The 21,750-nt window shown below is 65.6% G+C and carries 23 protein-coding genes; 12 read left to right on the top strand and 11 right to left on the bottom strand.

The genetic code is table 11. The annotated features are described in order from the left end of the window. Positions 1-115: 115 nt before the first annotated feature. The 9 genes from VJ811_RS06875 to VJ811_RS06835 all read left to right on the top strand — a co-directional run bounded on the left by VJ811_RS06875 (position 116) and on the right by VJ811_RS06835 (position 8,853). A complete protein-coding gene (locus VJ811_RS06875; RefSeq protein WP_324071516.1) occupies positions 116-1,348 on the top strand; it encodes a hypothetical protein in 1,233 nt (410 codons plus the stop codon). A gap of 83 nt (positions 1,349-1,431) precedes the next feature. Further along, complete coding sequence (locus tag VJ811_RS06870; protein WP_324071515.1) at positions 1,432-1,833, top strand: hypothetical protein; 402 nt, start codon at positions 1,432-1,434, stop codon at positions 1,831-1,833. A 112-nt stretch (positions 1,834-1,945) separates the two neighbouring features. Further along, positions 1,946-2,521 (top strand): DUF924 family protein, encoded by a 576-nt coding sequence (locus VJ811_RS06865; protein ID WP_324071514.1) that lies wholly within the window; start codon positions 1,946-1,948, stop codon positions 2,519-2,521. A 28-nt stretch (positions 2,522-2,549) separates the two neighbouring features. Continuing rightward, positions 2,550-3,113, top strand: a complete 564-nt coding sequence (locus VJ811_RS06860) for a pyridoxamine 5'-phosphate oxidase family protein (protein ID WP_324071513.1) — start codon at positions 2,550-2,552, stop codon at positions 3,111-3,113. Continuing rightward, on the top strand, positions 3,113-3,343 hold the full coding sequence (locus VJ811_RS06855; RefSeq protein ID WP_324071512.1) for a DUF2007 domain-containing protein: 231 nt from the start codon (positions 3,113-3,115) through the stop codon (positions 3,341-3,343). Before VJ811_RS06860 ends, VJ811_RS06855 begins: the two co-directional genes overlap by 1 nt. Before the next feature lie 18 nt (positions 3,344-3,361). Next, positions 3,362-4,060, top strand: coding sequence for an endonuclease/exonuclease/phosphatase family protein (locus tag VJ811_RS06850; RefSeq protein WP_324071511.1), 699 nt, complete (start codon positions 3,362-3,364; stop codon positions 4,058-4,060). 292 nt (positions 4,061-4,352) lie between these two features. Then, entirely contained in the window at positions 4,353-4,691 is a 339-nt protein-coding gene (locus tag VJ811_RS06845) for a P-II family nitrogen regulator (protein WP_037513494.1), read from the top strand. Between the two features lie 17 nt (positions 4,692-4,708). Beyond that, on the top strand, positions 4,709-6,178 hold the full coding sequence (locus VJ811_RS06840; protein ID WP_324071509.1) for an ammonium transporter: 1,470 nt from the start codon (positions 4,709-4,711) through the stop codon (positions 6,176-6,178). Between the two features lie 305 nt (positions 6,179-6,483). Next, positions 6,484-8,853 carry a TonB-dependent receptor gene (locus VJ811_RS06835; RefSeq protein WP_324071508.1) on the top strand — a complete coding sequence of 790 codons (2,370 nt, stop codon included), beginning with the start codon at positions 6,484-6,486 and terminating at the stop codon, positions 8,851-8,853. Between the two features lie 234 nt (positions 8,854-9,087). Here the strand turns inward: VJ811_RS06835 and VJ811_RS06830 are convergent, their stop codons facing one another. Together VJ811_RS06830 and VJ811_RS06825 are read right to left on the bottom strand one after the other, a co-directional pair. Next, on the bottom strand, positions 9,088-9,576 hold the full coding sequence (locus VJ811_RS06830; protein WP_324071507.1) for a hypothetical protein: 489 nt from the start codon (positions 9,574-9,576) through the stop codon (positions 9,088-9,090). After that, a complete protein-coding gene (locus VJ811_RS06825) occupies positions 9,573-9,947 on the bottom strand; it encodes a VOC family protein (protein ID WP_324071506.1) in 375 nt (124 codons plus the stop codon). The genes VJ811_RS06830 and VJ811_RS06825 overlap by 4 nt, the downstream gene beginning before the upstream one ends. Positions 9,948-10,042: 95 nt before the next feature. Between VJ811_RS06825 and VJ811_RS06820 the strand changes: the two genes are divergently transcribed. After that, the gene (locus tag VJ811_RS06820; protein ID WP_324071505.1) at positions 10,043-10,600 is read left to right on the top strand and encodes a winged helix-turn-helix transcriptional regulator; all 558 of its coding nucleotides are present in this window, start codon (positions 10,043-10,045) and stop codon (positions 10,598-10,600) included. Here the strand turns inward: VJ811_RS06820 and VJ811_RS06815 are convergent. The 4 genes from VJ811_RS06815 to VJ811_RS06800 form a co-directional block, all read right to left on the bottom strand. After that, positions 10,597-12,183, bottom strand: coding sequence for a GMC family oxidoreductase (locus VJ811_RS06815; protein WP_324071504.1), 1,587 nt, complete (start codon positions 12,181-12,183; stop codon positions 10,597-10,599). The two genes, VJ811_RS06820 and VJ811_RS06815, sit on opposite strands and share 4 nt — an antisense overlap. Before the next feature lie 347 nt (positions 12,184-12,530). Beyond that, positions 12,531-13,445 (bottom strand): sterol desaturase family protein, encoded by a 915-nt coding sequence (locus VJ811_RS06810; RefSeq protein ID WP_324071503.1) that lies wholly within the window; start codon positions 13,443-13,445, stop codon positions 12,531-12,533. After that, positions 13,438-13,965: a hypothetical protein gene (locus VJ811_RS06805; protein WP_324071502.1), complete on the bottom strand. Its 528-nt coding sequence runs from the start codon at positions 13,963-13,965 to the stop codon at positions 13,438-13,440. Before VJ811_RS06805 ends, VJ811_RS06810 begins: the two co-directional genes overlap by 8 nt. Next, the gene (locus VJ811_RS06800; protein WP_324071501.1) at positions 13,962-14,396 is read right to left on the bottom strand and encodes a TIGR01244 family sulfur transferase; all 435 of its coding nucleotides are present in this window, start codon (positions 14,394-14,396) and stop codon (positions 13,962-13,964) included. Before VJ811_RS06800 ends, VJ811_RS06805 begins: the two co-directional genes overlap by 4 nt. 103 nt (positions 14,397-14,499) lie before the next feature. Between VJ811_RS06800 and VJ811_RS06795 the strand changes: the two genes are divergently transcribed. Then, positions 14,500-15,129, top strand: coding sequence for a GNAT family N-acetyltransferase (locus tag VJ811_RS06795; protein WP_324071500.1), 630 nt, complete (start codon positions 14,500-14,502; stop codon positions 15,127-15,129). Here VJ811_RS06795 and VJ811_RS06790 read toward each other — a convergent pair. Both VJ811_RS06790 and VJ811_RS06785 read right to left on the bottom strand, forming a co-directional pair. Next, positions 15,066-15,938, bottom strand: coding sequence for a sterol desaturase family protein (locus tag VJ811_RS06790; protein ID WP_324071499.1), 873 nt, complete (start codon positions 15,936-15,938; stop codon positions 15,066-15,068). The two genes, VJ811_RS06795 and VJ811_RS06790, sit on opposite strands and share 64 nt — an antisense overlap. A 76-nt stretch (positions 15,939-16,014) precedes the next feature. Further along, on the bottom strand, positions 16,015-16,341 hold the full coding sequence (locus VJ811_RS06785) for a helix-turn-helix domain-containing protein (RefSeq protein WP_324071498.1): 327 nt from the start codon (positions 16,339-16,341) through the stop codon (positions 16,015-16,017). Positions 16,342-16,525: 184 nt separating this feature from the next. Here VJ811_RS06785 and VJ811_RS06780 point away from each other — a divergent pair, with 184 nt between their 5' ends. After that, entirely contained in the window at positions 16,526-17,155 is a 630-nt protein-coding gene (locus tag VJ811_RS06780; RefSeq protein WP_324071497.1) for a hypothetical protein, read from the top strand. Here the strand turns inward: VJ811_RS06780 and VJ811_RS06775 are convergent. The 3 genes from VJ811_RS06775 to VJ811_RS06765 all read right to left on the bottom strand — a co-directional run bounded on the left by VJ811_RS06775 (position 17,134) and on the right by VJ811_RS06765 (position 21,648). Further along, the gene (locus tag VJ811_RS06775) at positions 17,134-17,439 is read right to left on the bottom strand and encodes a UrcA family protein (protein ID WP_324071496.1); all 306 of its coding nucleotides are present in this window, start codon (positions 17,437-17,439) and stop codon (positions 17,134-17,136) included. The genes VJ811_RS06780 and VJ811_RS06775 overlap by 22 nt on opposite strands. A 144-nt stretch (positions 17,440-17,583) precedes the next feature. After that, positions 17,584-19,371: a DNA helicase RecQ gene (gene recQ / locus VJ811_RS06770; protein WP_324071495.1), complete on the bottom strand. Its 1,788-nt coding sequence runs from the start codon at positions 19,369-19,371 to the stop codon at positions 17,584-17,586. 249 nt (positions 19,372-19,620) lie between these two features. After that, complete coding sequence (locus tag VJ811_RS06765; RefSeq protein WP_324071494.1) at positions 19,621-21,648, bottom strand: putative bifunctional diguanylate cyclase/phosphodiesterase; 2,028 nt, start codon at positions 21,646-21,648, stop codon at positions 19,621-19,623. Positions 21,649-21,750: the final 102 nt, after the last annotated feature.

Here is a 21,750-nt window from a genome sequence, read left to right as displayed (position 1 = left end):
AAGCTGTGACCGCCCTCACTTGGCGTTCGCCCCTCCCGCGCATATAGCTCACCCCAACAAAAGAAGAATCGGTCGCATCATCCGTGGGGGGATCCCCTGCAACAGGGAGGGTAATATGCGTTCGAATCTGCGTTTCGTTTCCGTGGCCGCGGTCGCCGCGGTCCTCGCCGCCGTTCCCGGCTCGGCGCAAAAAACCACCGGCCCCAAGGAACGTTACGAGATGGATGTCGCGACCATGTCGGGCTTCGCCGCGATGGCGGGCGGCGGCCGGGGCGGCCTCGGCGGGGCGATGGGGATGATGTTCGGCGGCGATCCGTCGAGCAAGGTCGCCCATCAACTCCTCCTCCGCCTCGGCTCGAACGACGCTGCCACCGCGCCGCCGCCGAAGGGCGACCATTTCTTCCTGCCGCAGGCCAAGATGGGCAAGTCGGTCCCGCTGACCACGATCGAGGGCAAGGAAGCGACCGGCACGACGCCGTTCGAACGCCCGAAGGGCCGCCTGCTCCTCTATTGGGGCTGCGGCGCGAAGGCGGCGCCCGGCCAGCCGGTGGTGATCGATTTCGCCAAGGTCGCCGCGGGCCAGATGCCGCCGGGTCTCTTCTCCAGCGCGGTCCCGGTGATCCGCGAAGTGAGCAAGGCGAACAGCCGCTCCTATGTCGACTGGCCGAACAGCAAGGGCGGCAAGCAGCCCGGATCGGGATCGACGCTGCTCGGCGCGCACCGCGTCGCGAGCAATATCGGCCCCGACATCAATTTCACGCTGGCGCAGGATTATATGCAGGGGCTTTCCGCCTCGACCGTGATCCAGGGCGACCAGTCGGTGATGGTCCGCTGGAACAGCGTGCCGAGCGCGACCGGCTATGTTGCGTGGACGATCGGCGGCATGGGCAATGGCGGCGGCAAGAATGACATGGGCGATATCGTCTGGTGGACGAGCAGCGCGTCGAAGGAATTCGGCGGTGGGCTGTGGGACTGGCTGCCGCCGTCGGTGGTCGCCAACCTGATCACGAAAAAGATCGTGATGCCGCCATCGCAGACGAGCTGCCAGATCCCCGCCGAGGTCAAGAAAGCATCGGGCGAAATGATGATCGGCAACCTCAATGCGTTCGGACCCGAAGCCAATTTCTCCTACCCGCCCAAGCCCGCGGGCAACGCGGCGTGGAATATCGACTGGACCGCGAAAGTGCGCTTCCGCTCACATACCATGCTGATGGTCGGTGCCGATTTCGGCGGGATGAGCGAGCCGGGGGGCGGATCGAATATGGGGGGCAGCACCCCCGCCGAACCCGCGAAGAAAAAGAAATGCAAAGGCCCGCTGGGCATTCCGCTGCCCGACGGAGCGTGCTGAATCGGCGGCGAGTCAGCGTCTGTTCACGCGGGCAGGCGTAAGAAGGCGCCGGGTAGGGTATGATGAAGATAGGAGTTGAACCCATGCGTCACCTCATCCCGGCGCTTCTCGCCGCTGCCGCCATCGCGGCCGCGCCCGCCGCGACTGCGCGCGAAAAGCTTGCGCCCGAAGACCAGCTCGCCAGGCTGCTCGAAGGCCGCGTCGCGGGCGAACCGCAGGATTGCATCCCGTTCTCAAGCGTGCATGGCTCGCAGATCGTCGACAAGACGGCGATCGTCTATAGGGTCGGCAGTACCTATTGGGTCAACCGGCCGAGGGGCGGCGCCGAATTGCTCGACGATGACGATATCCTCGTGACCAAGATGACCGGCAGCCAGCTGTGCAGCATCGACACCGTCGAACTGCGCGACCGCGGCAGCCATATGTACGCCGGTTTCGTGTCGCTCGGCAAATTCGTGCCTTACAAGCGCGTCAAGGGCGAATGAACTCGGGCGTGGTTGCGCCCCATTCGATCACCATTAAAGTCGTCATCCCGGCCCCTTCGCGCGCCTGCTAAGACAGTCGAAGGGGCCGGGAGGACGCTTGACGGGAACAAAGATGTTGGCCGAAACCGAAAACGCCGCCCCGCCCCCCGCCGACTGGGCGCAGCGATTGCTCGCCTTCTGGTTCGATGCGCACGGCATGGACGATTGGTACGGCGGCGGCCCCGAATTCGATGAAGCGGTGCGCGCTCTGGCCGAAGGCTGGCACGAAGCCTTGCGATCGCAGCCCGCCGAAACCTTCCTGACCGATCCCGACACCGCGCTCGCCGCGACGATCCTGTTCGATCAGGTGCCGCGCAACATCTATCGCGGCCACGCCGATGCCTTTGCGACCGACGATCTCGCGCGCGCGATCGCGCGCGGCATCGTCGCGCGCGGCTGGCACGAAAACTGGCCCGACGCGCGGCGCCAATTCGCCTGCCTGCCCTTCCAGCACAGCGAGAATATGGCCGACCAGCGCGAATCGCTGCGCCTGTTCGCGGGGTTCGACGATCCGATGTTCCAGGACTATGCGCGGAAGCATTTCGACATCGTCGACCGCTTCGGCCGTTTCCCGCACCGCAATGAAGCGCTCGGCCGCGCCACTCGCGCCGACGAGCAAGCCGCGATAGAAGAGGGCAGGAATTGGTGATAGGGCGGGCGCAACACGGAGAACAGCCATGGCCGAATTCACCGAAACGCTGACCGACAAGCATATCGCCTTCATCGAAAAGCAGCCGGTCTATTTCACCGCGACCGCCGCCGCCGATGCGCGCATCAACCTGTCGCCCAAGGGCTATGCCGACAGCTTCAAGATCCTGTCGGACCGGCAGGTCGCCTATCTCGACCTCGGCGGATCGGGGAACGAGACGCACGCGCATCTTGCCGCCGACGGGCGCATCACGATCATGTTCTGCGCCTTCGATCGCAGCGCGCTGATCCTGCGCATCTATGGCCGCGGCCGCCCGGTGCTGCCGCAGGATGCCGAATGGGATCCGCTCGCCGCGAACTTCACGCTCATCCCCGGGACGCGTCAGATATTCGTCATCGACGTCGACAGCGTGCAGACGAGCTGCGGCTGGGGCGTGCCGATGATGGAGTTGCAGCACGAGCGCGACACGTTGCAGAAATATCACCGCCAGGCCGACCGCACCCTGTGGGTCGAAAAGTTCAAGGAGCGCGATCGAAGCATCGACGGCCTGCCGACGCGCCCGACCGACCGCTTCATCGCGGGCGACGCCTGATGCCATTGGTCGAGCTCGTCCGCTTGCCCAACGGCGCTGAGGCGGAACTGCTGCGTGGACGGCTGGAGAGCGCGGGCGTCCATGCGGTGTGCTTCGATGCGGGGATGAATATCGCCGAAAGCGTGGGACTGATGATCCCCGTGCGGATCATGGTGCTCGACGAGGACATGGACGAAGCGCAGGCGCTCATCGCCGAATTCGACGCCGGCGGGAACGGAAACGCGGCCTGAGCGCTTGAAATACAAATCATGATCAAGGTCGCCAGTTACAATATGCGCAAGGGCATCGGGCTCGACCGGCGCCGCGATCCCGGCCGGGTGCTGTCGGTGCTCGGCGAGCTCGACGCCGATATCGTCGCGCTGCAGGAGGCCGACCGCCGCTTCGGCACCCGCGCGAGCGCGATCCCGCCCCAGATGTTCGACGATCATAGCGACTATGTTCCCGTCGGCCTCGACAATCGCCCGCACAGCATCGGCTGGCACGGCAACGCGCTGCTTGTGCGCAAGGGCGCCGAGGTCGAGGAAAGCCACGCGCTCCACCTGCCGACGCTCGAACCGCGCGGCGCGGTCGCGGCGACGATCCGCATCGGCGATACGCGGCTACGCGTCGTCGGCATGCATCTCGACATTTCGGGGCTGCGCCGCCGCCAGCAGGCGCGCGCGATCCTCCATCATGTCGCCGAGGGCGAGGATCTGCCGACGATCCTGATGGGCGACTGCAACGAATGGCGCACATCCGGCGGCTGCCTCGCCGATTTCGGCGAGCGTCACCATATGGTCGACACCGGGCACAGCTTCCACAGCCGCCGTCCCGTCGCGAAGCTCGACCGCATCTTTGCGACGCCCGACCTCCAGCCGGTCGACGCCGGGGTGCACCAGAGCGCGCTTGCGGCACGCGCGTCGGATCATCTGCCGATCTGGGCGCGGTTCAAGGCGGTTTCGGGATAAGCTGGCATCCCCTCCCGTAAACGGGAGGGCAGCGAGACTTGCGAGCTTGCTCGCTAGTCGCAGTGGGGTGGGCTATCCCAACGTCGCTGCCCACTCCTAGCCTCTCCCGCCTGCGGGAGGGGGACACGCCTGCCCAAAATTTAGGCAATCGACTGCCTCGCCTGCCCATCGAACGACCGATTGTTCGCCGCTTCGGCTCCAAACCGTCACAAAATGTTAACTTTCGTGCGCCCCGCGTAATCTGGCACGGCCGTTGCAGTGCAACATGGTGCCATTAGCAAAAGGGGGCGTCATGAAGCTGATCTTGGCCATCATCAAACCATTCAAGCTCGACGAGGTGCGCGAGGCGCTCACCGGTCTGGGCATCGCCGGCATGACCGTGACCGAGGTCAAGGGCTTCGGTCGGCAAAAAGGGCAGACCGAAATCTACCGCGGCGCCGAATATGCCACCAACATGGTGCCGAAGGTGAAGATCGAGCTCGTCTGCGACGATGCGCTTGCACCGCGCGTCGTCGAAACGCTGCAACAGACCGCCGGCACCGGTTCGATCGGCGACGGCAAGATTTTCGTCCTCGACGTGGGTCAGGCGGTGCGCATCCGCACCGGCGAGACCGGCGAGGCGGCACTGTAATGACGAAGGGGGAAAATATGACGTTCGCAAACAAGATTGCGGCGGGCGCCGGGGCCGCGGGCCTCGCGCTGTTCGCCGCCTTGCCCGCCTGGGCGCAGGAAGCGGCGACCGCCGTCGCAGCGCCCGCCGAAGCCGCAGCACCCGCCGCCGACGGCCCGATCAAGGGTCCGACGGTCGAACAGATGGCCGGCATGGTCGACAAGGGCGACACCGCGTGGATGCTCGTCTCCTCGGCGCTCGTGCTGCTGATGTCGATTCCGGCGCTCGCGCTCTTCTATGGCGGGCTCGTCCGCACCAAGAATATGCTGAGCCTGCTCATGCAGGTCTTCATGATCGTCAGCGTCGCCGCGCTCGTCTGGGTCAGCTGGGGCTATAGCCTCGCCTTCACCAGCGGCAACGGCTTCATCGGCGGTTTCGACAAGATCTTTCTGCAGGGGGTCAACGCCGGCACTTACGCGGCGACCTTCAGCAACAATGTCTATATTCCCGAATATGCGTTCGTCGCGTTCCAGATGACCTTTGCCTGCATCACGCCGGCGCTGATCGTCGGGGCGTTCGCCGAGCGCATCAAATTCACGCCGCTGATCATCTTCACCGTGCTGTGGCTGACCTTTGCCTATTTCCCGATCGCGCACATGGTCTGGTACTGGGCGGGTCCGGACTTCCTTGTCGATGCACCGGCGGACATGGGCCTGCTCTGGGGCTGGGGCGCGCTCGATTTCGCGGGCGGCACCGTCGTCCACATCAACGCAGGGATCGCCGGGCTGATCGGCTGCCTGATCGTCGGCCCGCGCCTCGGCTTTGGCAAGGAAGCGACGCCGCCGCACAGCATGACGATGACGATGATCGGCGCCGCCTTGCTGTGGGTGGGCTGGTTCGGCTTCAACGCCGGTTCGAACCTTGAATCGAACGGCCTCGCGGCGCTCGCCTTCGTCAACACCTTCGTCGCCACCGCCGCGGCAGCGGTATCGTGGGCGCTGATCGAGCAATTCCGCCACGGCAAGCCGTCGCTGCTCGGCGCGGTCACCGGCGCGGTCGCTGGCCTCGTCGCGATCACCCCCGCCAGCGGCTTCGCGGCCCCGATGACCGCGATCCTGCTCGGCCTTGTCGTGTCGCCGATCTGCTTCTTCTTCGTCTCTTACCTCAAGGGCAAGCTGAAGTATGACGACACGCTCGACGTCTTCGGCGTCCATGGCATCGGCGGCATCGTCGGCGCGCTCGGCACCGCGATCGTCGCCGACCCGTCGCTCGGCGGCCAGGGCTGGATCGACTACACCGTCTTCCCGGCGGTGCCCGGCGAATATGACATGGCCGGCCAGTTCATGACCCAGCTGTGGGCGGTGGGCACCACCATCCTGTGGACCGCGGTCGTGTCGGCCGTGCTCTTCTACGGACTGAAACTCACCACCGGCCTGCGCCCCACAGAGGAAGCCGAGCGCGAGGGGCTCGACCTCTCCGAACATGGGGAGCGCGCCTACAATTATTGACGAGACAGGATACCCGTCGCCGCACGTCTCTCTCCTTTCAACGGCGGCGGCGGGATCCTCCCCAGGTTCCTCCTGCGAACCACTGGCCGGGGCTTGCCCCGGCCATTTTTTATATTTGTGGCCCGAACGGCCACGGGGAGAGCCTTCCCCGGTCTTGTCATTTTCTTACTGTGGCTGGCGCGCAACATGTTCCCGCGATTATCTCGCGTAATATTCATGCGCCATTGCGAAATTGTAATAAAAGGCGCACCCCTCGCATCGCGACGGAGCAACATAGCTCCGCGTACCTTGAGAGGAGAATAATCATGCATGCTCGCACTATGCTGCTGGCGGGGCTATCGACGCTCGCGCTGGTTCCTATCGGCGCGCCCGCCTTCGCCCAGAATTCCGGCGCGGCCGAAGACGACAGCAATATCATCATCGTCACCGCGACAAAACGTGACGCCAATCTTCAGGACATCCCCTTCTCGATCAACGCCCAGACCGCCGAGGATATCCAGAAATCGGGCGCGGTGACGCTCGAGGATCTCTCGCGCAACGTCGCCGGCCTTTCGGTCCAGAATCTCGGGCCTGGCCAAAGCCAGGTGTCGGTTCGCGGCGTGTCGGCCGGGCAGGTCGTGCGCGACCAGCCGGGGGTCAAGGAACAGGTCGGCGTCTATCTCGACGAAAGCGTGATCTCGCTCTCGCTCTTCACCCCCGACATCGACCTTTATGATTTGAACCGCGTCGAAACGCTGCGCGGGCCGCAGGGCACGCTCTTCGGTTCGGGCTCGGTCGGCGGCACGATCCGCTACATCACCAACCAGCCCAAGCTCGGGGTGACCGAAGGCAGCGTCGAAGCCAATCTCAACCTCGTCGACGGCGACGATTTCGGCGGGCACCTGAAAGGTGCGGTCAACGTTCCGATGGGCGACAAGGCGGCGGTTCGCGCGGTCGGCTATTACACCCGCTACGGCGGCTTCATCAACGCGATCGGCCCGGCGGGCAAGGAGGACGTCAACAGCGGCGAACGCTATGGCGGGCGCATCGCGCTGACCTTCGAGCCGACCGACAATATCTCGATCACCCCGCGCGTCGTCTATCAAAAGGTCAAGGCCGACGGCTTCAACCGGCAGGACGTCTACAACCTCTACGCCAACCGGTTCACCACGACGCGGCCGCAGGTGATTTTCGACGAGCGCGAACAATATCTGCTGCTCCGCGAGGCGTTCGAGGACGAAACGCTGATCGCCGACTTCAAGCTCGACGTCGCGCTCGACGGGGTCAAGATGACCGCGGTGACCAGCTATACCAACCGCGACATTCTCGTCAGCCGCGACGCCAGTGCGCTGACAGGTTCGGTGTCGGTCGATCTCGGCTTCCCCGCCGCAGGTGTGCTGTTGCCGTCGAACCTCGTCGACACGACCGATCTCAAAAGCTTCACCCAGGAAATCCGGCTCGCGTCGGATTATGACAGTCCCTTCCAGTGGGTGTTCGGCGGCTTTTATTCCAGCACCGATCGCTTCTATCGTCAGCGGCTGCCGACCCCGGGCTATGACGCCGTTACCGATGCGACGCTCGGCGCGGGCACGTCGGCGGCGGTTGCGAATGGCTTCCCGGCCAACTCGCCCTATAACGCCGACCTGCCCTACGACATCAAGCAGCTCGCGATCTTCGGCGAAGGCACCTATTCGATCACCGATGTCTTCGACGTGACGCTCGGCGGCCGCTACTACGACTTCCTCGAAACACGCCGCTTCATCACCGGCGGTCTGTTCGCCAACGGCGACCGCCGCCGCGACAAGACGCGATCGAACGGCATCAGCCCGCGCCTGCTGCTCAGCTATGATGTTGCCGACAATGTGTCGATCAACGCACAGGCGTCGAAGGGCTTCCGCCTCGGCGGGGTCAACGATCCCTTGAACCTGCCGCTTTGCTCGCCCGGCGACGCCGCGCTGTTCGGCGGCTTTCAGGATTATGACGACGAAACGCTGTGGAACTACGAACTCGGCGTAAAGTCGCAGGGTCGCGGCTTCACCTTCAACGCCGCGGGTTTCTACAACGACATCAAGAACCTCCAGGTCACGCTCGACGCCGGAACCTGTTCGTCGCGCATCGTCTTCAACGTGCCCAAGGCGCATTCGATGGGGATCGAATTCGAACTGGGGCTGTCGCCCGTCGACGGGCTCGATCTCAACCTTTCGGGGAGCCTGATCGAAGCCGAATTCGACACGACATTACCCGGCGCGCTCACTGCCGCGACAGGGATCCGCGACGGCAACCGCCTGCCGTCGGTACCGAAGTTCCAGCTGTCGGCTTCGGGCAGCTATGAATTCCCGGTGTCGGACAGCGCGTCGGCCTATCTTTCCGCCTCGTTCCAGCATGTCGGCACGCGTTATACCCAGCCCGCGGATCAGGAAAACAACCCGCGCACCTTCGTCCATGGGCTGCCGTTCGGCGGCGCCCCGGCGAATGCCGCGACGACGATCGATCTGCAACTTCCCGATTACCAGCTGGTCAATCTCAGCGCCGGGGTCGACTTCGAAAACGGCCTGTCGCTGATCGCCTATGTCAACAATGTCTTCGATGAAAATGCGCTGCTGTCGTTCGATCGCGAACGCGGCGGGCGAGCGCGCCTCGGCTATACCGTCGGCCAGCCGCGCACTTTTGGCATTACCGCGCGAAAGACCTTCTAGCGGACCGGGAAAGGGGCTGGATACGGCGGCGGTCCGGTCCCTTTCTACTCGCTGAAATGCTGCACAAATTTTGTGCAGCATTGCCGCAATTTTGCCCTTTTCAACATGACATTAATATGGCATTCATTGGGTCAACAGTTTCAGGAGGGGAGAGCCTGAAAGGCTGGGCCGGGACGAAAGTTCCGGCCCTCTTTTTTTGTGCGCAGCATAAGCAGCCTCGGAAATCGGCAGTTTTCAGGGGTTTTTGCGCCGATAGTGCAGCATGGCAAAGACACGCCAACTGCCGTCGTCCTGCAAAACCGAATCATTGACGACGAGCGTTCCGTCGGCCTGGAGACTATAGGTCGAGCGGCCGATCTCGACGTCGGCGCTGCCCCAATGCGTCCACCATTTTGCCGCGTTCGCGCCGCCCGCGACGGCGCGCGTCCGGCCGCTGCTGTCGGTCCATTTGCCGCGCACTCGCTGCTTCGCATCGAAAGCATAACTCGCCTCGGCCGAATAGCTCATCGGCGGACTTCCCGCGACGCGCAAATGATAGGCGAGCCTGGTCGCCCCCGCCTCGCCCGGCTCGATGTCGAGCGTCGCGGTCGCGAGTTTGCCGAACGCCTGCCCCTCCCCGGCCCAACTGCCGTGCCACGCAGCGAGCGTTGGGACGAGCGACGGCGCTTCGGCGGGCGCCGCCGGCGCCATCAGCGCCGTCGCCGCCCACCAGAGCGGCGTCATGTCGCGATCTCGGACTGCGAGAACATGAAGGCGTTGCCGTCGGGATCGTAGAAAGTGAGCAGCTTCACCAGCCCCGGAATATGCTGGATATCGCCGTCCTGCCGCACGCTCTCGGCGTCGAGATGCGCCTTCGCCGCTTCGATGTCCGCGACCTCGAACACATTGGTCGCACCGCCGCCCTGCACGACAGCCTCGACCTGGCTAAGCCCGATATTCACCCCCGCCATCGGCGTCTTGAGCTCGCACCAGCCAAGCTCGTCGGCGCGGTAGAGCAGTTCGCACAACATCACCCGTTCGTACCAGGCGATCGACGCGGTCATGTCCTTGACCCCCATCGAGCAGGTGAGCTCGGATCCGATCTGAAGCGTCATATATTCCTCCCTTTTCGCAAGGCGACCGCCGCGGGCGAGAATCGCCCGTCCCATATCACTTGCCTCTATGGTCCGGTTTGTATAGTTAGTTGCAAATGCCGTCAACCACGCCCGATCCGCTGCCCCCTGACCCCTTGTTGGTCCAGCTCGGCAGCCATCGCTGGCTGGTGCCGCTGCTCGCCGATCTCGCGGGCCACAAGGGCGCGCGCTTCGTCGAACTGGTCCACCGGCTGGAACTGCCCCGCGACAGCCTGTCGCGGACGCTCGCGGCGGCGGTGGCGATCGGCTGGGTGGCGCGCAACCCAGACCACGGCCATCCGCTGCGCCCCGAATATATATTGACCGAAGTGGGCACCGCCGCCGCCGCGCGCGCCGCGGCGATCGCCGAAGCGCAGCAGGAAATCGGCCTGCCCCCCGGCGCCGCGACGCGCTGGGGACTTCCGCTCGTCGCCGGGATCGGCGCGGGGCACGACCGCTTCAACGCGCTCTCGCGCCTGCTGACCCCCGCCACCCCGCGCGCACTGTCGCAGGGGCTGACCGCACTCGGCAAGCGCGGGCTGGTGACGCGCGAAGTGCTCGACCTGCGCCCGCCGGCCAGTCGCTATGATTTGACCAAGAGCGGCGCGCTGCTCGCCGCAGCGTGCGCCGCTTAGTTCAGCGCCGCCGTCACAAAGTCCGCGGCCCTCTCCCCGATCATGATGCTCGGCGCATTGGTGTTGCCCGACACGAGCCGCGGCATGACGCTCGCATCGGCCACCCACAACCCGTCGATGCCGTTCAGCTTGAGTGTCGGATCGACCACGGCATCGGCGTCATTTCCCATCCGGCAGGTGCCCACGGGATGATAGACGGTGTCGGCGCGGCTGCGGATCAGCGCGTCGAGCGCGGCATCGTCGCCCAAATCCACCGGATGCCGGTCGGCCCCGGCATAATCCGACAGTGGCGGCGCCGCGGTGATCCGGTGCATCATCCGCACCCCCGCGCGCAGCGTCGCAAGGTCGCGGTCATCGGTCAAAAAGCCCGGATCGATCGCGGGCGCCGCGGCGGCATCGGCACACATGAGCCGCACCGTCCCGCGACTTTCGGGACGCAGCACGCAGGCGTGGCACGAAAAGCCGTGCCCCTTGACCTTGGTCCGCCCATGATCCTCGAGCATCGCGGGCACGAAATGATATTGGATGTCGGGCGCGGGCAGGTCGGGACGCGATTTCCAGAAGCCCCCCGCCTCGGCGAAACAGGTCGTCATGATCCCGCTGCGCCGGGTGCGATGCTCGAAGATCGCCTTCACCATCCGCCATGTGCCGCCGAGGCTGTCGCCGAACGGCTCGGTCGAGCGCGTCTCCCAGCTCGACACATAATCGATATGATCCTGCAGATTGTCGCCGACCCCCGCGCGGTCGCGCGTCACATCGATCCCCTTGTCCTTCAGATGCGCGCCCGGACCGATCCCCGACAGCATCAGGATTTGCGGGCTGTTGAAGGCGCCAGCCGACAGCACCACTCCGCCTCGCGCGCGCAGCGTCTCGCGCTTTGAACCCCGCCGGATCACCACCCCGGTCGCGCGCCCATCCTCGACGACGATCTTCTCGACCAGCGCGCCGGTGCGCACCGCGAAATTGCCATGCTCGCGCAGCGGCTCGACATAGGCGCGCGCCGCCGACCAGCGTTCGCCCGCCTTCTGCGTCACCTGATAGAGGCCAAAGCCTTCGTTGCTGGGGCCGTTGAAATCGGCGGTTCGCGGCAATTGCAGCGCCGCCGCGCTCTCGACGAAGCGCCGGCTCGTCACATTGGGCCAGCGCTGGTCCATCACATTGAGCGGCCCGTTCGCGCCATGAAATTCGTCGCCGCCGCGCTCATTGCCCTCGCTGCGCTTGAAGTAAGGCAGCACATCGGCATAGCTCCAGCCCGTCGCGCCAAGCGCCGCCCACTGGTCGTAATCGAACGCGTGTCCGCGAATATAGACCATCGCGTTGATCGCGCTCGACCCGCCGAGCCCGCGCCCGCGCGGCTGGTATCCGATCCGCCCGTTCAGCCCCGCCTGCGGCACCGTCTCATAGCGGTAATTCGACGATTTCGGGATGAAGGGCATGAAACCCGGCGTCTTGACCCGCACACTGTCGTTGGTCCCGCCCGCCTCGACCAGACACACCGTTCGCTTGCCATCCTCGGCCAGCCGCCCGGCCGCCGCGCTCCCCGCGCTGCCCCCGCCGATGACGATGATGTCGAACTGATCCATATGCCGCTCCCCTCGCCACCGGTTCGGTGGTCATTGGGTGCTTACATGAATGTCATTAGAGAACGAAGCAAGGCGGAAAGAGGATACGCGCAGACGCACAGAGAGCGCAGAGCACGAAGCGATTCACGCAGAGCCGCGGAGCCGCGGAGAGATGGAAAAATGCCGTTCACCCTGAGCTTGTCGAAGGGCTGTATTTTCCTGAACTTCGCAAGAGAAGAACGGTGCTTCGACACGTTCAGCACGGACGGAGTGGGATATTCTCCGCGCCTCCGCGTCTCCGCGTGAACAAAATCTCTGCGCCCTCTACGCCTCTACGCCTCTGCGAGAATCTCTTACCGGCGTCCCGCTCACGCCGCCGGCTCTTCCACCGGCCGCCCCGCCGCCCAGCGTTCCTTGATCATCGCGCTTGTCGCGCGGCTGCCGTCGTGGCTCCAGCCGGGTTCGCGCCACATATAATCGAGCTTGTACTTCCAAGGCGCAGCCCAGACATCCTTCGCGATGCCGACCCATTCGTGCACCGCGGCCCAGAGGATGTTGAAGCTGCCGAGCTGCTTGACGATGCCGTACCGCACCGGCTCGTCGTCGCGTTCGGGAACGAAGCTGCCGAACATCTTGTCCCAGATGATGAAGACGCCGGCATAATTGGCGTCGAGATAGCGCGGATTGACGCCATGGTGGACGCGGTGGTGCGACGGGGTGTTCATCACCGCCTCGAACCCGCGCGGCAGCCGTCTGATCGCCTCGGTATGGATCCAGAACTGGTAGATCAGGTTCAGCCCCGCGCAGAAGAAGACCATCGCGGGCGGAAAGCCGATCAGAAACAGCGGCAGGCGGAACAGGAAGGTCAGGCTGAAGAAACCCGTCCATGTCTGCCTGAGCGCGGTCGAGAGATTATAATGCTGGCTGGAATGGTGGATGACATGGCTCGCCCAGAACCAGCGGACGCGGTGTGCGCTCCGGTGAAAGGCATAATAAGCGAGGTCGTCGAGGAAGAAGCAGAGGATCCACGCCCACCACCATGTCTTGAACGCGATCCCGATGTCGAACAGCCGGAACTGATACACCCACACCGCCATGCCGATCACCGCCGCGCCGACCAGCGCGCCCGCGATCTGGCTGACCGTCCCGAGCATCAGCGAGGTCAGCGTGTCGCGCGCCTCGTAGCGGCTCCTGTCGGCGCGCAGCGAGATGATCATCTCGGCAATCAGCAGCAGGATGAAGGCGGGCACGGCGTAGACGACGGGATCGGGGAGCTCAGGCACGGTTTTCTGTTCCTTCTGACGAAGGGACCACGGCGCCGGCCCGCTCCCCCGCCCGGCTTCCCATTTCAGGATATTCTGTGGGAGGCCAGGCGGGGGAGCGGGCCGGCTCCGCCGAACGCCCGGAAAGCGTTCGCATCCGGCTCGCCCACATCCCCGCATCCTTCCCCAATTGCAGCGTCACCGCGCCGAACGTCCGCTCGGGCGTCGTCAATGTCAGGAAATCCTTGTCGAGCCGCCCGACTATGCGGGCGTCGACGGGGCGCGCGGCAAAGAAATTGCCGTGCGCGCGCACCAGCATCATCCGCCCCTCGGCATTTTGCACGATCGCGGCAAAGCCCGCGCGGTCGCGCGCGACCTCGACGCCCCGAAAACCGGCTTCGGCCTCTTCGGCGAGGCGAATCGCATGATCGGCATCCGCAATCCGCGGATCGGCGCCCAGCCCCATCTTTCCGACCAGCCAGGCGACGAAAAGCACCGCGATCAGCGATGCGCCTAGTTGGATCAACGCGGCCTCGGTCATTTCCCGCCTGCGAGCGCGTCCAGCATCGGCCGCAGCCCGGTGAGGTCATAGCCCGCCTTCGCCGCCGCCTCGACGATGCCATCGACATCGTCGCCGGCGCGTGCACGCGCCAGCGCCCACAGATGCGTCGAGCGCGTGCCCGACCGGCAATAGGCGAGGATCGGCCCCGTCGCGTCGCCGAGCAATGTGTCGAGCGCATCGATCTGCGCATGGCTGAAACCCGCATGGCCGATCGGGATCGCGGCATAGGCCAACCCCTCGGCCGCCGCCGCATGCGCAATCTCATCCCCCTGCGGCGCCGAGGGTTCTTCGCCGTCGGGACGGTTGTTGATCAGCATCGCAAAGCCCGCGGCTTTCGCCTCGGCCACATCCTCGATGCTGATCTGCGGGGCGACGCTATAGTCGGCGGACAGGGTTCGAAAATCGCTCATGCCGTCGATCTACTCCCGGCGCGCGCTTGCTGACAAGCATGAAGGTGGGGCATGAAGGTGCGTTGCCGCTTTCCTTGCCGCGCGCTTCGCTTATGTCGGGAATATGGACGATCATTTCAAATGGGCCTTCGGCTATTGCGCCGCGCGCGGATATGGCCAGCCGGTTGCCGCGGCCACTCCCCCGGCATTGTGGTTCGATGCCGGCAAGCCCGACCAGACCGGCCGCTTCATTCTGGGCGGCGCGTCGGGCGAAGCCGCCGCGGCAACCTTCGCCGCGGTCGACGCACCGCATATCTATGTCGACATCGCCGCGCCGCGCGCCGCGATCCTGCCGCATATCCCGCCGCATTGGCAGCCGCGCGATCCGATGTGGCTGATGGCGACCGGGACCGACACGCCCGCAGCGCGTCCCACCCCCGATTTCATGATCGAGGTCGCCGAGGGCGCCGACCGTTTCGAAGCGGTCGCGCGGGACCGCAACGGCTCGCTCGCCGCGCGCGGCGTCCTCGGCATCCACGGCACCACCGCCGTCTATGACCAGATCGTCACCGAAGCGCAGTTCGGCCGTCGCGGGCTCGGCTCGGCGATCATGGCCGAACTCGGCCGCCAAGCGATTCGCCGCGGCGTCACCGAATGCCTGCTGGTCGCCACCAGCGACGGCAAGGCGCTCTACGAACGGCTCGGCTGGACGCTGCGCAGCGACATCGTTTCGGTGATTTCGCCGTCGGCCTGACCGATATTCGTCCCGCTGGCGCTCGCGCGCACCGGCGGGCGCGACACCACCGCGTGAAACCGCTCTGCATAGTGCGGATGTTCGGTCCCCATCCATCTGTCCCACCAGGTGAAATAGAGCCCGTAATTGCGGTTGAACCCGCCATTGTGGTGCAAATCATGATGCGTCGTCGTGTTGATCCAGCGCGTCAGCGGCGTCGACAGCCACCAGCGCGGGTGCAGTTCGAACCCGGCATGGCCCATCGCGTTGCGGACGATCTGGAAATTGATCCACAGGAACGTCACCCACACCGGCGTCGCGACGAAGAACAGCCAGATCGGTACAAAGGCGATCATCACGAACGCCTCGGGGATCGCGAAGCTGTACGCTGCCCACGGCGTCGGGGTCACCGACCGATGGTGCGCACGGTGAAACGTCTTGAACAGCCGGGGATGATGCATCGCGCGGTGGACCCAATAGAAATAGGCATCGTGCGCGACGATGATCGCCGCGAGCAACGCCATGTCGCCGAGCGGGCCATAGCTGCCCTGAAAACGATGCAGCACGCCAGCATCGACGCCCCAGACGATGAACAGCGAGACGAACAGATAAACGCCGACGGTCTGCAGCGACTGCGCGAATTCGCGGCGCCGGTCGGCCGCCGCCGCCTCGCGCGCCTGGATCTTGCGCGCGGCGAGGCTCGACCGGCGCAGCCCCCAGACGATCGCGCTCGTCACCCCCGCGGCGACAAGATAACGGCCGAAATCGAAGGCGAAGATCGCCGGACCTTTTTCGAGCAAAATGGCGAGCGGAGGCAGGTCTTGAATCATGCGAGCATCCTCTGAAGCGTGATGTCCGCTATCGAGCAGCATTTCTTAACTGCCGCGCCGCAACGTCGAAAATCGGCTAGCCGATTCCGGAATCGGCCAGCCGCCCCGCCCGATACGCGCTCGGCGTTATCCCTTCGGCATCGCGAAAGGCGCGGTTGAACGGCCCCAGCGAACCGAAACCCGCGTCGAGCGCGATCGTCAGAATCGGCACCTCGCGCTGCGCCGGGTCGGCGAGCGCCGCGCGGATCTCGTCGAGGCGGAAGCCGTTCAGGAACGCGGTGAAGTTGCGAAAGCCCATCTCGCCGTTGATCGCGCGCCGCACGCGATATTCGGGCTCGCCCAGCCGCGCCGCGAGCGCCGTGATGCCAAATCCTTCGGCGCGATAGGCGCGCTCCTCCGCCATCACCGCGTGCAGCCGCCGTGCGAGAGACGAAGGCTCCGCGGACGCCCCGAATTGTTCGCGGCGCCGCACCCGGCGCCGCGAACAATTCGGCCGACCGGAAACGATAAAGGCCGACCGACACGATGAAGGTGGCGATCAGGATCGCGACCAGCGTTACGGATCGCCCCAGGTTGGGAGCCGCGCCATGGCCGTCGAACATCTCGATAAGGGTCACGAACAGAATAAAGCCGCCGATCGCACAGACGAGCGCCACGCGAAAGCCGCGCCGCGCCTCGATCAGGTCGTTCGCACGCCCGCGCCACGCGATCCACATTCCCGCCACTGCAAAGGCGAACATGCCGATGCGCACCAGCACCCATATCTCGAAGCTGAACGATCCCCTCGCGGTGATCAGCGCGACCTGGACCAGCGGCAGAACGCCGAACGCGGCGACGAGCAGCCAGCTGCGCCAGCCGATCCGCTGCTGGTCGTCGAACCACAGCCGTACGAACAGCCAAAAAAGGGGCGGCACCATGATCGCCAGCGCGTCGCAGAGCTCATATGGAAAGCGTGCCAGCCCTTCGGGTTTGAGTATGCGCGTGAGCAGATAGGCAATGATCGACAGGTTCATCGCGATCGCGACGCGCGCGGACAACACGTCGCGGTGGTCGCGCCACAGGATCGCGATCCACAGCAGGAACAGCGCGATGGCACCGCCACGAATCATCGGGTCGAGGATCAGGAGCGACGCCATCGCGTTCTGCTACTGCAAGCGCTGCCGGTACGCCACCGTCGCAGACGCGCGACGAGGGATCATTGCGCCGCCAGTTGCTGAAGCTGCCGCGAGCGCAGTTTTTGCAGCGCCAGCCCACGAATCGTGTCGCGGCACTGCCGCGCTGCGCGGCGCGCCTTCAGGGACAGATGTTCGACATCGTTGCGGCACGCCGCCTTCGCGGCGCGATCGATCCGGCGTTGTGCGGCCGTCATATCGCCGGGTGTGCCGAGGTCGAGCGCGCGCATGTCGACGCGGACGGTCGTACTGGTGTCGGACGCCTGTGCCGTCATCGGCACCGTGGCGAGGCATCCGGCGACCAGTGTGCGGATCAGGGGAGAGATCATCGGCGCAATCCTTTCATCGATCGGCGCCGCAGAGAGCGGGCTCGATGAAGGGTCTGATGGTGACGATCGGCGCATCGGTCGCGCCGCGTTCGGAATATGGCTAGCCGTTTATGAAATCGGCCAGCCGAGCGGGCCGATTTCGGCTCAAAATTGCCGGATCACGTTCAGGAACGCATCGCCCCACGCCTCGAGCTTCTTGCCCCCGACGCCGGGGATGTCCGCCAGCGCGCTCCGCGTCGCGGGCCGCTCGCTCGCCATCGCACGCAGCACCGCGTCGTGGAAGATGACATAGGGCGGCACCCCGGCCTCGGCGGCGAGTTCGCGCCGCATCGCGCGAAGCGCATCGAACAGCGGGTCGCCGACCGGGTTCGCCGCCGCGCGATCGGCGCGGTTCGTCCGCCCGCCCTCGCGCTGCGTCCGCTTCACCGGCGGTTCGGCCATCAGCACCGCGGTCTCGCCCTTCATCATCGCGCGCGCCGCGGGGCCGAGCATCAACCCGCCATGCTCGGTCGTATCGAGCGCCTCGCGCGCCATCAGCGAGCGCACCAGCGGCTTGATCAGCCGCGCCTCCTCGCCCGCAACGATCCCGAACACCGATAATTTGTCATGCCCGCGGCTCGCGATCCGTTCGTCGCTGCGCCCGGTCAGCACCGCCTCGATATGCCCCGCACCAAAGCTCTGCCCGGTGCGATAGACCGCGCTGAGCAGCTTCTGCGCGAGTATCGTCGCATCGACCTGGCGCCCGGGCTCGAGGCAATTGTCGCAATTGCCGCAGCGTTCGGGCGGATTTTCGCCGAAATGCCGCAGCAGCAACGCGCGGCGGCACTCGACAGTCTCGACCAGCGCCGCGAGCGAATTGAGCCGCACCCGCTCGCCCGCCACCCGCGCCTCGGGCAGTTCGGACAGCCGCATCCGCGCGCGCGCAAAATCGTCGGCGCCCCACAGCATCATCGCCTCGGCGGGGTCGCCGTCGCGCCCCGCGCGCCCGGTTTCCTGATAATAGCTCTCGATCGATTTCGGCAGCCCGGCGTGCGCGACAAAGCGCACGTCGGGCTTGTCGATCCCCATGCCGAAGGCGACCGTCGCGGTGACGATGCCGTCCTCCGACGCGACGAAATCATGCTGGACACGCGCGCGCCGTTCGGGGTCGAGCCCGGCGTGATAGGCCGCAACGCTGCGCCCCGTCGCCGCCGCGATCTGCTCGGCCAGCCGCTCGGTGCCATTGCGCGTTGGCGCATAGACGATCCCCGGCCCCGGATTGGCGGCGATGAAATCGACGAGCTGTTTCGCGGGGCTCACCCGCGGGCGGACCGCGTAACGGATATTCGGCCGGTCGAAGCCCGCAAGGATCAAGCCATCGCCCGGAATCCCGAGCTGGACGAGGATATCCTCACGCGTGTGCTTGTCGGCCGTCGCCGTGAGCGCGAGCCGCGGCACCGCCGGAAACGCATCGAGCAAAGGCCGCAGCAGGCGGTAGTCGGGGCGGAAATCATGCCCCCATTCGGATACGCAATGCGCCTCGTCGATCGCGAACAGCGCGGGCATCTGCGCCTCGAGCAAGGTGCGGAACCCCTCGCCCGTCGCACGCTCGGGCGCGACGTAAAGCAGGTCGAGCTGGCCGTCGCGATACGCCTGCCGCGTCTCGGCCCAGTCGGCATCGACGCTCGTGAGGCTCGCGGCGCGAATCCCCGCCGCGCGCGCGCCGCGGAGCTGATCGTGCATCAGCGCGATCAGCGGCGACACGACGACTACGCACCCGTTCAGCGCGACCGCGGGCAGCTGATAGGTCAGCGACTTGCCCGCGCCCGTCGGCATTACTGCGAGCGTCCGCGCACCCGCCATCACCCGATCGACCACCTCGCCCTGACGCCCGCGAAAGGCGTCGAAACCAAAGGTGGATTTGAGCAAAGGGAGGAGCGCGTCGGCGGACATTGGAAGGGGCGATAGGAAGTTTATGCGATGGGGGAAACCCCTAGCTCGTCATTCCCGCGAAAGCGGGAACCCAGTGGCAATGTTGGTTCGCTGGGTTCCCGCTTTCGCGGGAATGACGAGACTGGAACGCAAGCCAACGTCAGCATTGCCCGCTCGACCATCCGCGACGATGGTTCGCGCACGCGCAATGGGTCAACCCAAGGCAAGCTATTTCGGTGCGCTTGGCGGCAGTTGCTCAGGGTACTGACCCTAGGCTGCGCACATTTCGCCGGGCGCATCCCCCTGTCCGTCAGCCGTAACCAAGCGGCCTGGCCGGCCGATCAGGAAGCCCTGCGCCTCGTCGCAGCCTTCGCGGCGGAGCACGTCGAGCTGTTCCACGGTCTCGATCCCCTCGGCGAGGATCGGGATCGACAGGCTTTTGCCGAGCGCAAGCACCGCGCGAAGGATCGCGGTCGACTGGATATTGCCCTCGAGCTCCGCGGCGAAAAAGCGGTCGAGCTTGATCTTGTCGAACGGGAAGGCGCGCAAGGTTTCGAGCGACGAATAGCCCGTGCCGAAATCGTCGAGCGCGACGCCGATGCCGAGCGCCTTGATCTGGCGCAGCACATGCAGCGCGCGTTCGCGGTCGGCGATGATCGCCGTTTCGGTCAGCTCGATCTCCAGCCGTCGCGGCGGCAAGCCGGTGTCGAGCAATATCTGATGAAACAGCCGCGGCAGATCGACATGCGCAAGCTGGAGCGGCGACACATTGACCGCGACCTTCGACGCGTGCGGCCACGCCGCCGCATCGGCGCAGGCGCGCCGCATCACCCATTCGCCCAGCGCAAGGATGAAGCCGTTCGCCTCCGCAAGCGGGATGAACACCGCCGGCGGAATCGCCCCGCGAACCGGGTGCTGCCAGCGCAGCAGCGCTTCATATCCGGTGACCTCGCCCGTCGTGACCGAGGTCTGGACCTGATAATGGACGTCGAGTTCGTCGCGGTCGATCGCGCCCCGCAGGTCGGCAGCAAGCTCGCGCTGGTCGCGGATCGCCTCGTCGAGCTGCCAGTCATAATAGCAGGGCGCGGTCGCCGCGTCGGCCTTGGCGCGGTACATCGCAAGGTCGGCGTTGTTCGACAGCATCTCGGCGGTCGCCGCATCGTCGGGGAACACCGCGACCCCGATGCTCGCACCCAGACGCGCCTCGAAATCGGGAAAGACGAGCGGCGTCTTCAATTCGGCATCGAGCCGCGCCGCGAACGCCGCCAGCTGCGTGCGGTCGGTAAAGCGCGTCAGCGCGACAAACTCGTCGCCGCCAAGCCGCGCAACGAATTCATTGTGCCCCAGCGTATCGCGCATCCGCTCTGCGAGTCGCGCGAGCACGTCGTCGCCCGCCTTGTGGCCGTGGACGTCGTTGATTTCCTTGAAGCGGTCGAGGTCGATCGCGCACAGCCCGACGCGCTCGCCCTTCACGATCGCCCCGCCGATCTGCCGCGCCAGTTCGGCGCGAAAGGCGGTTCGGTTGGGCAGCCCCGTCAGCGCGTCGTTCATCGCCATATGCGTCAGCTCGCGCATCGCATCGGAGCGCGTCTGGCGATCGAGCATCGCGGCAAAGACCCCCGCCGCGATCACGATCCCGCCGACGAGCACCGTCGCGAGCGCCAGCGCGTTGAATTCCGACGGCCGCAGCGGCGTCTCGTCGAGCGCCATCGGCGTGATCCGCATCGCGGTCATCGCCAGGAAATGGAGCGAGGCGATCGCAAGCACGATCAGCCCCGTCGCCAGCGGCACACGGCCGCGCACCGCCCGGCTCGTGCGCAGCACCGTCAGCGCGGCGGCGGCAAAGACCATGCCGCAGATCACCGCCGCGGCGACATAGGCATCGTCCCACGCGACGATGCCGTCGACGCGGTAGGCGGTCATGCCGGTAAAATGCATCGCGGCGATGGCGCCGCCGAACAGCGCCCCGCCGATCGCACCGAAAATTTCATCCTTCCCCCACGCGGCAACCGCGAAGCCGATGAACGAGCCGACCATCGCAACCATCAGCGAGGCGATGGTCAGCACGGGATCGAGCGTCACCGGCGCCTTCGCCTCAAAGGCGAGCATGGCGACGAAATGGGTACACCAGATCGTCGCGCTGGCGGCGACCGCGACAAGGAAGGCCCACGCGATCCCCTGTCTTCGCTGCGCATCGCGCGCGCGTTCGAACATCTGCACGATCGCAAAGGCGCCGATGCCGCAAATCGCGACCGCCAGCGCAACGAGCCACGGATCGTGGTCGATTGCGATACACATCGCCAGCCTGATCAAATTCCCACCTTTCGCCTCGACATCCGTCCACTGGACGGATTGGTCCCCGGGAGCCCAATTGGCGGAAATCATTTACAAAACTGTAAA

Origin of the sequence: Sphingopyxis sp. (assembly GCF_035250425.1) — a bacterium.
GTDB lineage: Bacteria > Pseudomonadota > Alphaproteobacteria > Sphingomonadales > Sphingomonadaceae > Sphingopyxis.
The sequence above is the reverse complement of the archived record's forward strand: the minus strand, read 5'-3'. Positions and strand labels throughout refer to the sequence as shown.